Source organism: Streptococcus oralis, assembly GCF_004127215.1.
GTDB classification, from domain to species: domain Bacteria; phylum Bacillota; class Bacilli; order Lactobacillales; family Streptococcaceae; genus Streptococcus; species Streptococcus oralis_BD.
Window position 1 is genome coordinate 52,205 of sequence record NZ_QEWJ01000006.1, and the last position, 14,686, is coordinate 66,890.

Below are 14,686 nucleotides of genomic sequence, written 5' to 3' on the forward strand. Positions count from 1 at the left end.
GAAAGTAAATCTTGTGTGGTGGTTTGGTCAATCACTACTAGCTCGGATTAAATAATACTCTTCGAAAATCAAATTCAAACCACGTCAGCGTCGCCTTACCGTACTCAAGTACAGCTTGCGGCTAGCTTCCTAGTTTGCTTTTTGATTTTCATTGAGTAAAAATATAAAAAGCAACAGCTGAAATAGTTGTTGCTTTTTAGGTAGCTAGGATTTTATCTCTTATTTCTCAACGCGTGATTTGTTGGCGATATCAGCTAGGATAGCTTGCACAAAGTCATCTACTGAGACAGTTTGTGTTTCTTTTTGGCCGTAGCGACGAACATTGACTGTTCCGTCTTCCATTTCCTTGTCACCAACGATTAATTGGTAAGGAATTTTGCTTGTTTGTGAAGCACGGATTTTGAACTGCATTTTTTCATTGCGCTCATCTACATCTGCACGGACACCGCGGTCACGGAGTTTCTTAGCCACTTCCCATGCGTAGTCTACGTGTTTTTCGTTAGAAACTGGGATGAGAGTTACTTGGTGTGGTGCAAGCCATGTTGGGAAGGCACCTTTGTAGTTCTCAATCAAGATAGCTGTGAAGCGTTCCATGGTTGAAATAACACCACGGTGAATCATAACTGGACGGTGTTCTTCACCATCAGGCCCGATGTATTTGAGGTCGAAGCGTTCTGGAAGCAAGAAGTCAAGCTGGATAGTCGAAAGGGTTTCTTCTTTTCCGAGAGCTGTCTTAACTTGGATATCCAATTTTGGTCCGTAGAAGGCTGCTTCACCTTCAGCTTCAAAGTAGTCAACACCCATTTCATCAAGTGCTGCACGAAGCATGGTTTGAGCATTTTCCCACATCTCATCGTTGTCAAAGTACTTGTGAGTATCTTGAGGGTCACGAAGAGAGAGACGGAAGCGGTATTCAGTCAAGTTGAAGTCTTCATAAACATCGATAATCAACTGAAGGGCACGTTGGAATTCTTCTTGGATTTGTTCTGGAGTGACAAAGAGGTGACCGTCGTTGAGGGACATTTCACGTACACGTTGAAGACCAGTGAGGGCACCAGATTTCTCGTAGCGGTGCATCATACCGATTTCAGCGATACGGATTGGCAATTCACGGTAAGAGTGAACATGGTGTTTGAAGACTTGGATGTGGTGTGGGCAGTTCATTGGACGAAGGACAAATTCTTCCCCGTCACCCATGTCCATAGTTGGGAACATGTCTTCTTGGTAATGATCCCAGTGACCAGAAGTCTTGTAGAGTTCAACAGAAGCAAGTGGTGGAGTGTAAACGTGTTGGTAGCCAGAAGCTAACTCCTTGTCTACGATGTAGCGTTCCAATTCACGACGGATAGTCGCACCGTTTGGCAACCAGAATGGCAAACCTTGTCCGACTTCTTGTGAAATCATGAAGAGGTCAAGCTCTTTACCAAGTTTACGGTGGTCACGTTCTTTGGCTTCTTCACGCATTTGAAGGTAGTTTTTCAAGTCTTTCTTGTCAAACCAAGCTGTACCGTAGATCCGTTGCATCATCGCGTTGTCGCTATTTCCACGCCAGTAAGCACCTGCTACATGAAGAAGGTGGAAGATTTGGATGCGGCCTGTTGAAGGGACGTGAGGTCCACGGCAGAGGTCCACGTATTCACCTTGACGGTAGATGGTCAAACCACCCTCGTCTTCAGAGTGTTCTTCAATCAATTCCAACTTGTAAGGGTCGTTTTTGAAGATTTCACGCGCTTCATCTTTCGATACTTCCTCACGAATAGATGGGAAGTTTTCTTTAACGATCTTTTGCATTTCTTCTTCGATACGAGGCAGGTCTTCGTTGGAGATTTGACCAGCCTGATTGTCCGTATCATAGTAGAAACCATCTTCAATAGCTGGACCAACTCCCAAGTGAATGTCTGGGAAAAGGCGACGAGCTGCTTGGGCGAACAAGTGGGCAGCTGAGTGGCGCAAGATTGGAAGGGCATCTTCGTGATCAGGTGTCACGATTTCGATGCTTCCATCTTCAGTGATAGCACGAGTCGTGTCGATGAGTTTGCCGTTGAATTTACCAGCGAGAGCTTTTTTAGCTAGAGAATTGCTGATAGATTGGGCAATTTCAAAAGTAGTAACGCCAGATTCGAATTCACGAACAGCGCCATCTGGGAAAGTAATCTTAATCATGGTTTTCTCCTTAAATATTTATTCTTTTTTTGTTGGACAATTTTAAGAGCCGAGCAACCTCTTCCGCAGTTTGATTCTCTGATTGACTGCCATCTGTTATGAGGCTAGGATAGCCTAATCTCACCGCTTCCTTACGAACCATTTGAGCAAAAAGAATATCTCGTTGCATCCAGTTTTCAAAAGCTTGCTCAGGGTTGGTTGTACCCTCTAAGACATAAGGAACCCATTCTCTTTGTCTATAATGCTTTTTTTGAAAATCAGCTGTCGGAGTCAAGCATAGATAGGAAGACGCTGGGCATTCAAGCTTCTTTACCAAGTGAGGCAAAAGTCCTGCTCCCTCCACCAAGAGAGGTCTGTTTTGATTTTTTATCAAGTAAGATTTTACATAAGGAAAAATCTCTTCATAAAAGCGCCATTCTTCATCTGCCATCTCTTCTGGATTTCTCATCCAGATTTGTTCTGGATTTCTATCCTGCCTAAGAAGGCAAATTGGCTGTGAGTCTGCACTTGCTTGACTCATCATCTCTTCTACCAAATCATCCAGTTTGATATAAAGTAGTTGATACTGTCTAGCAAGAAGTGAAGCAATTGTTGACTTTCCACTACAAGGCGATCCGCCAATCATATAAAGCATCATTCTTCCTCCTTCTGACAAAATAAAAACGACATCCTCGAAAGGACGTCGCAACGTGGTTCCACCTTCATTTATGTTCCTCAAAAAAGAGGGACACCTCAGATTGGCTTTAACGTGGCCACCGTTTTATGTTTTCATAAAAGTCAGTTGAGTAGTATCAGTTTAGGCTTTCTATGCGTTTCCAGCAACCACGCACTCTCTAGTAGAAAGGGACTAAGTGACTTGTCTCTATGGATTATTATAGCATGATTGCGAGATTTTTCAAGGCTTTTATTCTATTTTTTTACTTTTCTGCTTGTTTGTAAGATGACTAAGACCTTTCCCTGAAGCCATACCAAGTAGGGCAAAGAGTTCATAAGCTAGGAAATAAACGAGAATGAATTCATTGAAAGTGATGATGGTAAAGCAATAGAGCAGACCAATACCGAGTAGCCACCAGAGTGAGAAATGGAAACGGTAGCTATAAAGAAGGGACACGATGAAGGTTGCCAAAGGTGAAAAGAGGATGATGTTATAAATGTAAAGTCCTTTCAGCGTATAAGGGTCAGATATCAGCAGTAAAAGCAACTCATAGAAAGGCCAGTAAAAGAAGAATATGACAAGGTAGTATGGGATATACTTAAGATAGTTCCGCATGGCAATAGTCCTCCAATCTGCAAAAATAGAGAGAGGTTGAAGACCACATGATCCTAAATGAAGGGGAGTTCTCTACCTATATTATAGCACGATTTGGAAGCTCTTACAAGTTGATCAGGTAAGCAGTGATAGTGATTTTTTGGAGTGTTTTCTGCTATAATACTAACAGAAGAAGTAAGAGGAAATGAGGAGAAAGAATGACGAAAATAGCAGTTCTTTCAGATATACATGGGAATACGACAGCCTTGGAGGCTGTACTGGCTGATGCTGAAAAGGCAAAGGTAGATGAGTACTGGCTTTTGGGGGATATACTTATGCCGGGAACGGGACGTAGAAGGATATTGAATCTTTTAGCTACTTTGCCTATCTCTGTAAGAGTTCTTGGTAATTGGGAGAATAGCCTCTGGCGAGGCTTGCATCGTAAGCTAGATCCTACAAAAGCGAGTCATCGCTACCTCCTGCGCCAAAGTCAGTACATTTTAGAAGAAATTAGCCCTAAAGAAATCGAAGACCTCCACAATCAACCCATGCAAGTTCATCGTCAGTTTGGTGATTTGACGGTAGGAATCACTCACCATCTCCCTGATAAAAACTGGGGTAGAGAGTTGATTCATACGGGAAAACAAGAAGATTTTGATAGGTTGGTGACGGAACCGCATGCTTCTATAGCAGTGTATGGCCATATCCACCAACAGTTGCTTCGCTATGGAAGTGACGGACAGTTGATTCTCAATCCAGGTTCGATTGGGCAACCCTTCTTTTTAGATGCATGGTTGCGTAAGGATCTGCGTGCCCAATATATGATTTTAGAGTTTGACGAAGGTGGACTGGCCGATATCGATTTTCGTCGAGTGGATTATGATGTAGAAGCCGAATTGCAGCTGGCTAAGGACTTAAAACTCCCCTATTTCCAGGTTTACTATGAAAGCTTGGTAAATGGGATTCACCATACTCATAATCAGGAATTGTTGAGTCAGATTAGCGAACAAGAAGGTTATGATCAAGATGTTGAACTCTGGATGGAAAGAGAAAAGAAAGATTGGTTTTAAGAGGAGGTTTGACTAGAAATAAGATAGTATAGCGGCAGCTGTTTCTTGGAAAGTCAAAAAGGAAACGAATTGACGGTTTATAAAGTTTATGCTAAAATATGAAAAAATATATAATTTGAACACCATACTAATTGATGCTCAAAATAATAGGGAGATTATTTATGAAACCAGAAGAGCTACATGCTATCGCTTCGGAGTTAGGCTTGCAGTTTGATGAGGAGTCCGGAAGCATTTATGGCGTGCAATCAGGCTACTTACTATTGCTACATGAAGCAGATGTAAAAAATCAGTTTCGGCTTAGTGTCAGTGTGAGTTTGGATGGCAATCCTGCGGATTCAGAAGAAAACGAGTTGGTGTGGGATGAATTTAAGAGCGAATCACTTCCAAACTTGTCAACCTTATCTATTAACCAGTACACTGTATCTATTGTTGTTAAAGGTGCGATGCGCAAATCAAAGACAATTGAAAAATTACAGACACTTATAAGAGACTTGGTAGCTTTCCTTGAATCCCATCACTTTGTTCAAGTTTGTGGCTACAGTGGTCAGGAGGGTCCAGTTGGTCTCTATCAATTAGGTGATTCAATTTTCCTTATCAACGAGGAAAGCTATCAATTGCTGAAGAGCAATCTTCAGATTGAGTTGGATTCTTATCAAAATCAGAAGGAAAATGTTCTTCTTGGAGCAGCTGGTGCCTTGCTGGGAGCATTGATTGGTGGAGCAGTTGCTCTATTTATCGCGCGTCTAGGTTATGTAGCTATGGCAGCGGGTATTGTTCTGGGGATTTGTACCATTAAAGGATATGAAATCCTTGGAAGAAAGCTATCTCGAAAAGGGATTCTAATTTCAGCTGTTTTGATGGTGATTACCGTTTTTCTAGTGAATCAAATCGATTTGGCGATGGAGGTTGTTGCCCAACTAGGAATTGAGTTTGCCTATGCTTTCCGAGTGGTGAATGAATTAATCTTTAGCGGTGATTTCCCAGATAACTATTTTTATAATCTAGCTATGTTAGCTGTGTTTACCTTAGTTGGTGCTGGGGTTTCTGTCAGCTCGGTTTGGTCAAGTCATAAAACAAAAGGGATTGTCCGTAAAATTGCATAAAAAATAAGTCTTTGTATGTCCTCTACCGCATTGGTTACCAAGAGGGATACAGGACTTTTTGCATGTAGAAGATAATCAGTCGATAATATTTGACAGGATAAGCAAAAAAGGTATAATGTTTATACGGGAAAAGATGAATAAAATATCAGTGAAAGGAGATGAAGATGCAAATTTCAAGCCGATTTACAATTGCGACTCATATGTTGATTAGTATTGCAATGCAGGATACAGACAGCAAAATAACCAGCGATTTTCTTGCGGCCAGTGTCGGAGTAAATCCGGTCATTATCCGCAAAACCTTGTCCCAACTCAAAAAAGCAGGATTGATTTCAGTTGCTCGTGGTACGGGAGGCACTGAGATCATAAAAGACCTTCAGGATATCAGCTTGTTGGATGTCTACCAAGCTGTAGAGTGTTTAGGAAAATCTGGTAAGCTCTTTAGTTTCCATGATAATCCAAATCCTAATTGTCCAATTGGTGCTAATATCCATGCGATCTTGGATCAAAAGCTGTTTGATGTTCAAGCAGCCATGGAAAATCAACTTGGTCAGACGAGCCTGGCTCAGGTTGTGGCTGATACTCAGGATAAAATGATCAAGTAAGAGGACTAAGGTTCTCTTTTTCTATTGCCATAATTATGGTACAATGTAGTCATCAAAGGAGAAGATTATGTACTTTATTACAGGATTTTTTGTCCTACTTTTTCTGATTTCATTTTTTAGGGACAATCGTAGCCTCTGGAATCCGGCTCTTTTGCTTTTGTCTCTGCTCTTTTCTTACCTGTCTATTGCCAATTTTTTTTACGAGGCTGGGCAAGAAGAATTGCACATGATTTTCTTTGCAGTGATTTTTCTCTTGCTTCCATTTTTAGTTTTTCTAAGTGGCTTTTTCCTTATTTATAACGGATTTGTGTTGTTGAAGAAAGAGGGGAAATCCAAGGCAAATTATTTGTCTCTGGGACTAGGTTGTGTGATTCTGTTCTTTTTTGTAATCATGGCGATTCGAGTGAGCGATACCAAGAGCTTGTTCTACACCAATCATCTAGTGAATATCATCTTTTTCTTTTTGATTTATTCGTATTTGATTTTTGGTTTTGCCTTTGCAGGATTTCTACTATATTCTATCTTGTATCTCTTCATTCCTAAGAAAAAACATTATGATTTTATCATCATTCATGGGGCTGGTTTGTTGGATGGAGAAAGGGTGAGTCCTTTGCTCAAGCGTAGGATTGACAAGGCTGTTGAGGCTTACCACAATTCGAATAATCCAGATGTCAAATTGATCGCTAGTGGTGGCCAAGGTGGGGATGAGAAAATTTCCGAAGCTCAGGCAATTTGTAATTATTTGCTGGAAGAGACGGATGTTCCGAGAGAAGCAATTCTCCTAGAGGAAGACTCGACAACGACTTATGAGAATCTTCTCTTCTCAAAAGAAATGGGAGAGAAACTGGTGGCAAGTCCACGTTTTCTCTTTGTGACCAATGACTACCATGTTTTTCGAACCAGTACCTATGCTAGACAACTCCGTATGAAAGGAGATGGCTTGGGCTGTCGAACAGCGGCCTACTACATTCCATCGGCCTTTATCAGAGAGTATATTGCTCTATGTGTGAAGATGAAATGGCTTTTTATCGCTTTCTATGTTCTATTGATTTTAGCTTTGATTTTCTCTTATAAGGGTATTTTATGGTAATATGTGAACTCATCGTTGGGTGATTTTTGCAAAATTCATATTGTAATAATTGTTAGGTTCTCTAAAAAAATTACAGTAACTTAAAGAAAAAATGAAAGTTCCATTAGTAGCAACAATGGCAGAGCGGGTCAGGAGATTGTAGGTGAGGTTTTGGAATAGCTTGGTGGTTACTCGTCAATCAAGTGGACAATTTTTAACCTAGTTACAGATTTTCAGAGAGGGTCAAAAATAAGCAACTGCATATGAGTAGACTAGATGCTTTACAGTGAACTATAAAAAAATGTGAGCCTCGGTTTCAGGTTCACATTTTCTTTTTTACTCATGGTAAAATGGCCTTTAGTTGGTTCAGAATGGTTTGTAAGGTTACGACCGCTTGTTCTTCTTGTTGCGGTTGATAGAGTAGTTGGAAATAGTCGCGAATAGTTTCTTCAAATTGCTTAGGGAGGAGAGTACAATGGGTTTTTGCATACTCCAGCATTCGTTTTTCACCAGGATGGGTCTGCTCATTGAGCGCAAACAACAAGTCAAAGTAGGAAGCAAAAAATTCACTCGTACGATGATTCATACTGAGAAGATCTTGGCGTTTGATAGCTTTTTTAATTTGGTGAGAGAAGGCGGGCATGGCCTGATCCAGCAAAAGGAGCTGTTTTTCGATGATATGTTTTTTGAGTTCTTGAGGGTAGGGAATCTGGTAGGCTCTTTGAAGAGAAGTATAGCGCCCATTCGGGTCGTATAGAATCTTGCTGTGGAGTAGATTGTGCCACATGCAAGTTGTATAAGCATTTTGAGCTTTGTGTTGAAAAACAGTTGTGTTCAATTCTTGTTCAAAAGAATCCAGCGAACGATAAATCAACTCGATTTCGATTCCGTTGTTTAGTACACAGTCATCCTCTAACTCCCAAAACTGGTTTCCAATTTCCATGTAGGAGCAATAGTTGCTCAGGATGATTTGACGAGTTTCCTCGTCAATAGGTGAGTTGAGGTAGATATAGACATCATAATCAGAATTTTGATCATAGTCTTGTCCTGCACGTGAACCGCCTAGAGCGATGGCCTCTACTTGTTTCAGTTGAGAGAATTCTTTGTAAAGTTCTTGGATCATTGTTTTTCTCCTAGCTTTATGGTTTTAAAGTCATTTTACCAAAAAGTAAAACGTTTGCATAGTATTGAGTTACTCTTTTTCATTTGTAGCAAAAAATGTGAACCCTTTTTTGAGTTCACATTTCTTTTTTTATTCTGCGGCTTGTTGCCAGCGTTTGGCAAGCATACGGGATAGGCTAGAGATTGCTAGGTTAAAGCTGAAATAGATGAGGGCGATCAGGATATAAAGACTGAAGACCTGCTCTGGTTCGAAATAACGTCCCATGAGGATTTGGCTAGCTCCAAAGAGCTCTTGTAGGGCGATAACAGAGTAGAGGAGACTGGTGTCCTTAATCACGGTCACAAACTGAGAAATGATGGCTGGCAACATTTTACGGATAGCTTGTGGGAGAATGATATGGTAGAGGATTTGCACAGAGGTAAATCCTTGAGACATTCCTGCTTCGTATTGTCCCTTGTCTACGGCATTGAGGCCACCTCGGATAATCTCAGCCAAGGCTGCTGATGTAAAGAGGGTGAAGGCGGTAATGCCAGCTGGTGTCGACTTCATCTTGAATACCAAAAAGATGGTGAAAATCCAGAGAAGATTGGGAACATTACGCACAAATTCGATGTAAATGCTGGAGATGATTCGCAAGATAGGATTCTTGCCATTTCTCATGACAGCAAGTACAGTCCCGATCAGGGTAGAGAGGACGATGGCAATAAGAGAAATGTAGAGGGTCAAGCCAAATCCTTTAAAGATAAAGGCTATGTTATCTGGGGTCAAAACTTCTAAAATAGATTCCATAGTAACCTCCTAAAGTGAATAGGCTTTTTTATTTGCTTGCTCCATCTTGCGACCAAACTGGGCGACAGGGAAGCAAAGGGCAAAGTAGAGTAGAGCAGCACCTAGAAAGGCTGGGATGTAGTTTCCGTTGAGAGCTGACCAAGACTTGGTCACAAACATCAAGTCCACTCCAGAGATGATAGCAACAGTTGAAGTATTCTTGATAAGGTTAACGATTTGGTTGGTCAAAGGAGGGAGAATGATACGGAAGGCCTGAGGCAAGATAATCAAGCGCATGGCACTGATATAGGTGAAACCTTGTGATAAGGCCGCCTCCATTTGACCACTAGGAATAGACTGAATCCCTGAACGAATAACCTCAGCGATATAAGCACCGTGATAGAGTCCGACGCAGAGAACAGCTGTCCAATAAATCGGAATCATGATGGTGTGGTCGCTGATAAGAGGTAGACCATAAAAAACGATGACAAACTGCACCAAGAGGGGAGTGTTTTGATAAAATTCGACAAAGATACGAGCCAAAACGCGCAAGAATGGGCGTTTACTAGTTGACATGGCCCCAAAGAAGATGCCCAAAACCATGGCTAGGATAAAGGATCCAATTGCTAGGGCGAGAGTGAAGAGGAAACCATTGAAAAATTGTCCAAAATCCTGAAAATAGGCTGTCCAAGATGATAAATCTGTCATGGGGTGTCCTCCTTAATCTGCAGTATGGCTAGATGGTTTGAGCTTGTAACGGTCATAAAGTTTCTGCAAACTACCGTCCTTGCTCCATTTGGTGACCAAGTTATCAAGATAATCGTTGAGTTCAGTGTTTGATTTTTTGGTAACGATACCGTAGTCAGATGGCTTGAAACTATCATCTAGGAGCTCTGTTCGTTTACTGGTGTAGCCAGATAGGATAGAGCGGTCCACGGAAAAGGCATCAATACGGTGAGCATGGAGGGAAGTAATCAATTCTGGGTAGGAACCAAGTTCGACGAATTTAAAGGTTAGACCTTTCTTTTTGCCCAGTTCAGTAATCAAGCGCTGGGTAATGGATCCTTGGGCAACTCCGATGGTTTTGCCATTTAGGTCTTCAATGCTTTTGATATTGGCAGATTTATTGACCAAAAAGCCAGAAGCATCCGTATAATAGGGACTTGTGAAGTTGTAGAGTTTTTTACGCTCGTCAGTGATGGTGAAGGTCGCGATATCCAAATCAACTTGTTCATTGTCTAGAAGGGGGCCACGGGTTTGAGCGGTAACAGGAACATAGCGAACCTTGATCTTGAGTTCGTCCGCAATCATCTTGGCAAGGTCAGTTTCGATACCAGAATAAGTCCCTGTCTTGGGATCCTTGTAGCCGAAATTGGGAACGTCTTGTTTAACACCTACAACTAGCTCGCCTCTCTTTTGAATGTCTGCGACACTGGTATCAGCCTGAACTGGTTTGGCAGTAGCAAGGCTGAAAAGGCTAATCAATAATGCGGATAAAAAGAATTTCTTTTTCATAGGCGCCTCCTTATTTGACTTTGTCACTTTCGTGGTTGATAATTTTGCTGAGGAACTGTTGGGCACGAGGTTCGCTTGGATTGTCGAAAAAGTCGTCGACATCTGTCGTATCTACTAAGACTTCTCCATCAGCCATAAAGATAATGCGGTCAGCAACCTCTCGGGCAAAGCCCATTTCATGGGTAACGATGATCATGTTCATCCCGTCTTGAGCCAATTTTTGCATAACTGCTAGAACATCTCCGATAGTCTCAGGATCAAGAGCAGATGTTGGCTCATCAAAGAGGAGGAGTTCCGGATGCATAGCAAGGCCACGAGCGATGGCTATCCGCTGTTTTTGTCCACCAGATAGCATGGCTGGGTAAGAATCTTTTTTGTCCCACATATTTACAAATTCCAGATATTTTTGGGCTGTTTTTTCAGCTTCTTTTTTATCAATCCCTAGAACTTTTATGGGAGCAAGTGTTACATTTTCTAACACTGTTTTGTGTGGATAGAGGTTAAAATGCTGGAAAACCATGCCAACTTCCTTGCGAAGAGGAACTAAATCTTTCTGACTGGCACCTGCTACTTGGTGTCCATTGACTAGGAGACTTCCTTTGTCAATAGCCTCTAAACCATTGATCGTACGGATAAGAGTGGATTTCCCAGAGCCTGAAGGTCCTAGGAGGACAACAACTTGCCCTTTTTCAAAACGGAGATTGATGTCGCGGAGTGCGTGGTAGTCTCCGTAATATTTTTCGACGTGTTTAAATTCTACTAAAGCCATGAGAGATCTCCTTTGTGTTAGATTTTATAACATGATTTTACACCAAAAGAATCGCCTTGTCAAATTATATCTGAAAAAATTCACTAAAATGTTATAAAAAAGCAATCTGAATAGTGAAAAAGTCTAAATCATGTTATAATGAAACGATAGAATTCTTAGAAAGAGTGGATGTTTTTTTGATAACTCCTACTTATGAATGGCAGTTTGCTCCGCAAGTTGAAGATGCGGATTTTACAAAGATAGCCAAGAAGGCTGGACTGGGTCCCGAGGTGGCTCGATTATTATTTGAGAGAGGGATTCAGGATGAGAAAAGTCTGAAGAAGTTTTTAGAGCCTTCCTTGGAGGACTTACATGACCCCTACTTGCTCCATGATATGGATAAGGCAGTGGAACGGATTCGTCAGGCTATTGAAGAAGGGGAGAATATCCTCATCTACGGTGACTATGATGCGGATGGTATGACTTCGGCTTCGATTATTAAGGAAAGTTTGGAACAGCTTGGTGCTGAGTGCCGTGTTTACCTGCCCAATCGTTTTACAGACGGCTATGGCCCCAATGCCAGTGTTTACAAATACTTTATCGAGCAAGAGGGGATTTCCTTGATTGTGACAGTGGACAATGGAGTTGCGGGTCACGAAGCCATTGAACTGGCCCAATCTATGGGGGTAGATGTCATTGTGACTGACCACCATTCCATGCCTGAAACCCTGCCAGAAGCCTATGCGATTATCCATCCTGAACATCCAGATGCGGACTATCCTTTCAAACAGTTAGCTGGTTGCGGAGTGGCCTTCAAGCTAGCTTGTGCCCTTTTAGAAGAAGTACAAGTGGAGTTGCTTGATTTGGTCGCCATCGGAACTATTGCCGATATGGTGAGTCTGACGGATGAAAACCGTATCTTGGTCCAATATGGTTTGGAAATGTTGGGGCATACTCAACGCATCGGTCTGCAAGAAATGCTGGACATGGCTGGAATTGCTGCTAATGAAGTGACAGAAGAAACGATTGGTTTTCAGCTTGCCCCTCGTTTGAATGCCTTGGGTCGCTTAGACGATCCCAACCCAGCCATTGATTTGCTGACTGGGTTTGACGACGAGGAAGCTCATGAGATTGCCCTTATGATTCACCAGAAAAATGAAGAACGCAAGGAAATCGTTCAATCTATCTATGAAGAAGCCAAGACCATGGTGGATTCTGAGAAAAAGGTACAAGTCCTAGCCAAAGAAGGTTGGAATCCTGGAGTTCTAGGAATCGTTGCTGGACGCTTGCTGGAAGAAATAGGGCAGACAGTTATCATTCTTAATATTGAAGACGGTCGTGCCAAGGGCAGTGCTCGTAGTGTGGAAGCAGTCGATATTTTTGAAGCCTTGGATCCCCATCGAGAGCTTTTCATCGCCTTTGGAGGCCATGCTGGCGCAGCGGGCATGACGCTAGAAGTGGAGAAACTTTCAGATTTATCTCAGGTCTTGGAAGACTATATCCGTGAAAAAGGTGCAGATGCTAGTGGTAAGAACAAGTTAAATCTAGATGAAGAGTTGGATTTGGAGACACTTAGCTTAGAAACGGTTAAAAGTTTTGAACGTTTGGCACCTTTTGGGATGGACAATCAGAAGCCTGTTTTTTATATCAGGGATTTCAATGTCGAGAGTGCTCGTAGTATGGGTGCGGGAAATACTCACCTCAAATTAAAAATTTCTAAGGGAGAAGCGAGTTTTGAAGTGGTGGTCTTCGGACAAGGCAGATGGGCGACGGAGTTTGCTCAAACAAAAAACCTAGAATTGGCAGTCACCCTGTCTGTCAATCAATGGAATGGCCAAACTGCCCTCCAGTTGATGATGGTGGATGCGCGTGTGGAAGGTGTTCAACTCTTTAACATTCGTGGGAAGAATGCAGCCTTGCCAGAAGGGGTTCCGGTCTTAGATTTTGCTGGAGAATTGCCAGAATTAGCGACCAGTGATGCTGTGGTTGTAAAAACCATTCCTGAGGATATTAGCCTGCTGAAGACCGTTTTTCAGGAACAGAATTTCTCCGCTGTCTATTTCAAGAACGACATTGACAAGGCCTACTATCTGACAGGTTACGGGACTAGAGAACAGTTTGCAAAATTGTACAAGACTATTTACCAGTTTCCAGAGTTTGATATTCGCTATAAGCTGAAGGATCTAGCGACTTATCTCAATATCCAACAAATCTTGCTGGTCAAGATGATTCAAGTCTTTGAGGAACTGGGCTTTGTAACTATCAAAGATGGTATCATGACAGTCAATAAAGAAGCGCCGAAAAGGGAAATTGGTGACAGTCAGATATACCAAAATCTCAAACAAACCGTAAAAAATCAAGAAATCATGGCGCTGGGTACCGTGCAAGAGATTTATGATTTTTTAATGAAAAAATAGATGGAAAGAGGCTGAGGTAACCAATCTCAGCTTTTTTCTTTGTCATATCTTAAACCTTATGTAGTAAAAGTATAAATTTTTGTAACATGACTAAAATATAACTCTAAACGAACTGACATGTAAATCAAGTATGATTTTCTTATTAAGAAAATATAAGGGGAATATAGTTATGAAAAAAACAGTTACAAAACTGATTTTTGGCTTGACTTCTACCGCCTTCTTGGCGACAGTTGGGGCTCAAACGGTTCATGCCAACTCTTACGTTGTCCAAGACGGTGATTCATTTTATGCCATTGCAACCGCTAACGGCATGGATCCGCATGAGTTGGCAACTTTGAATGGAAAAACCATCTTTGATACTATCCACCCAGGGGATGTTTTGGAAGTGAGTGGTTCTGCTAAGGCTAACTCTACCTATAGCGCTCCAGCTAGCACTGCGAATGTGGTATCAGATACAGAAAATGTTGTCGAAAAGACACCAACAAACTATGGGAACTCTTATCCTGTTGGCCAGTGTACATGGGGTGTGAAAGAATTGGCACCTTGGGCTAGTAACTGGTGGGGAAATGCTAACACTTGGGCAATTTACGCGAGTGCTCAAGGCTATAAGACAGGTAGTGTTCCAGTAGTAGGAGCTATCGCCGTTTGGGACGGTGGTGAATATGGCCACGTTGCTTATGTAACAGATGTTCAAAGTGAAAACTCTATCCAGGTATTGGAAGCCAACTACAGACGTCAAAAGCAGATTGCAAATTATCGTGGCTTCTTTAATCCTCATGAATTTTTAGGTAACGTCACTTATATCTATCCAAACTAAAGATGATAAAAAGATTTAGAATTTCTAAGTCTTTTTTCTTTT

The 14,686-nt window shown here is 41.7% G+C and carries 14 protein-coding genes; 6 read left to right on the forward strand and 8 right to left on the reverse strand.

Annotated elements, in window-relative coordinates:
- Nucleotides 1-219: 219 nt before the first annotated feature.
- The 3 genes from thrS to DF216_RS05905 form a co-directional block, all read right to left on the reverse strand.
- Nucleotides 220-2,163 carry a threonine--tRNA ligase gene (thrS, locus tag DF216_RS05895; RefSeq protein ID WP_129326253.1) on the reverse strand — a complete coding sequence of 648 codons (1,944 nt, stop codon included), beginning with the start codon at nt 2,161-2,163 and terminating at the stop codon, nt 220-222.
- Between the two features lie 10 nt (nt 2,164-2,173).
- Nucleotides 2,174-2,800 (reverse strand): AAA family ATPase, encoded by a 627-nt coding sequence (locus tag DF216_RS05900; protein WP_240659321.1) that lies wholly within the window; start codon nt 2,798-2,800, stop codon nt 2,174-2,176.
- 267 nt (nt 2,801-3,067) lie between these two features.
- Nucleotides 3,068-3,433 carry a hypothetical protein gene (locus tag DF216_RS05905; protein ID WP_129326255.1) on the reverse strand — a complete coding sequence of 122 codons (366 nt, stop codon included), beginning with the start codon at nt 3,431-3,433 and terminating at the stop codon, nt 3,068-3,070.
- Nucleotides 3,434-3,630: 197 nt separating this feature from the next.
- On the opposite strand from DF216_RS05905, the gene DF216_RS05910 reads away from it, so the two are divergent.
- From DF216_RS05910 to DF216_RS05925, 4 genes are all read left to right on the forward strand, one after another.
- Nucleotides 3,631-4,482 carry a metallophosphoesterase family protein gene (locus DF216_RS05910; RefSeq protein WP_129326256.1) on the forward strand — a complete coding sequence of 284 codons (852 nt, stop codon included), beginning with the start codon at nt 3,631-3,633 and terminating at the stop codon, nt 4,480-4,482.
- Nucleotides 4,483-4,643: 161 nt separating this feature from the next.
- On the forward strand, nt 4,644-5,585 hold the full coding sequence (locus DF216_RS05915; protein WP_061453340.1) for a hypothetical protein: 942 nt from the start codon (nt 4,644-4,646) through the stop codon (nt 5,583-5,585).
- 164 nt (nt 5,586-5,749) lie between these two features.
- Nucleotides 5,750-6,187 (forward strand): Rrf2 family transcriptional regulator, encoded by a 438-nt coding sequence (locus DF216_RS05920; RefSeq protein WP_061453341.1) that lies wholly within the window; start codon nt 5,750-5,752, stop codon nt 6,185-6,187.
- 67 nt (nt 6,188-6,254) lie between these two features.
- A complete protein-coding gene (locus tag DF216_RS05925; RefSeq protein ID WP_129326257.1) occupies nt 6,255-7,277 on the forward strand; it encodes a YdcF family protein in 1,023 nt (340 codons plus the stop codon).
- 319 nt (nt 7,278-7,596) lie between these two features.
- Here the strand turns inward: DF216_RS05925 and DF216_RS05930 are convergent, their stop codons facing one another.
- From DF216_RS05930 to DF216_RS05950, 5 genes are all read right to left on the reverse strand, one after another.
- Entirely contained in the window at nt 7,597-8,379 is a 783-nt protein-coding gene (locus DF216_RS05930) for a DUF4037 domain-containing protein (RefSeq protein ID WP_129326258.1), read from the reverse strand.
- A 129-nt stretch (nt 8,380-8,508) separates the two neighbouring features.
- A complete protein-coding gene (locus DF216_RS05935) occupies nt 8,509-9,168 on the reverse strand; it encodes an amino acid ABC transporter permease (protein WP_129326259.1) in 660 nt (219 codons plus the stop codon).
- Between the two features lie 9 nt (nt 9,169-9,177).
- On the reverse strand, nt 9,178-9,855 hold the full coding sequence (locus DF216_RS05940) for an amino acid ABC transporter permease (RefSeq protein ID WP_049501479.1): 678 nt from the start codon (nt 9,853-9,855) through the stop codon (nt 9,178-9,180).
- A 12-nt stretch (nt 9,856-9,867) separates the two neighbouring features.
- On the reverse strand, nt 9,868-10,662 hold the full coding sequence (locus DF216_RS05945; RefSeq protein WP_129326260.1) for a transporter substrate-binding domain-containing protein: 795 nt from the start codon (nt 10,660-10,662) through the stop codon (nt 9,868-9,870).
- 10 nt (nt 10,663-10,672) lie between these two features.
- Nucleotides 10,673-11,431 carry an amino acid ABC transporter ATP-binding protein gene (locus DF216_RS05950; RefSeq protein ID WP_061453346.1) on the reverse strand — a complete coding sequence of 253 codons (759 nt, stop codon included), beginning with the start codon at nt 11,429-11,431 and terminating at the stop codon, nt 10,673-10,675.
- Nucleotides 11,432-11,607: 176 nt separating this feature from the next.
- Between DF216_RS05950 and recJ the strand changes: the two genes are divergently transcribed.
- Nucleotides 11,608-13,827 (forward strand): single-stranded-DNA-specific exonuclease RecJ, encoded by a 2,220-nt coding sequence (recJ, locus tag DF216_RS05955; RefSeq protein ID WP_164979013.1) that lies wholly within the window; start codon nt 11,608-11,610, stop codon nt 13,825-13,827.
- Between the two features lie 169 nt (nt 13,828-13,996).
- Complete coding sequence (locus tag DF216_RS05960) at nt 13,997-14,644, forward strand: COG3942 and LysM peptidoglycan-binding domain-containing protein (RefSeq protein WP_125827972.1); 648 nt, start codon at nt 13,997-13,999, stop codon at nt 14,642-14,644.
- Nucleotides 14,645-14,686: the final 42 nt, after the last annotated feature.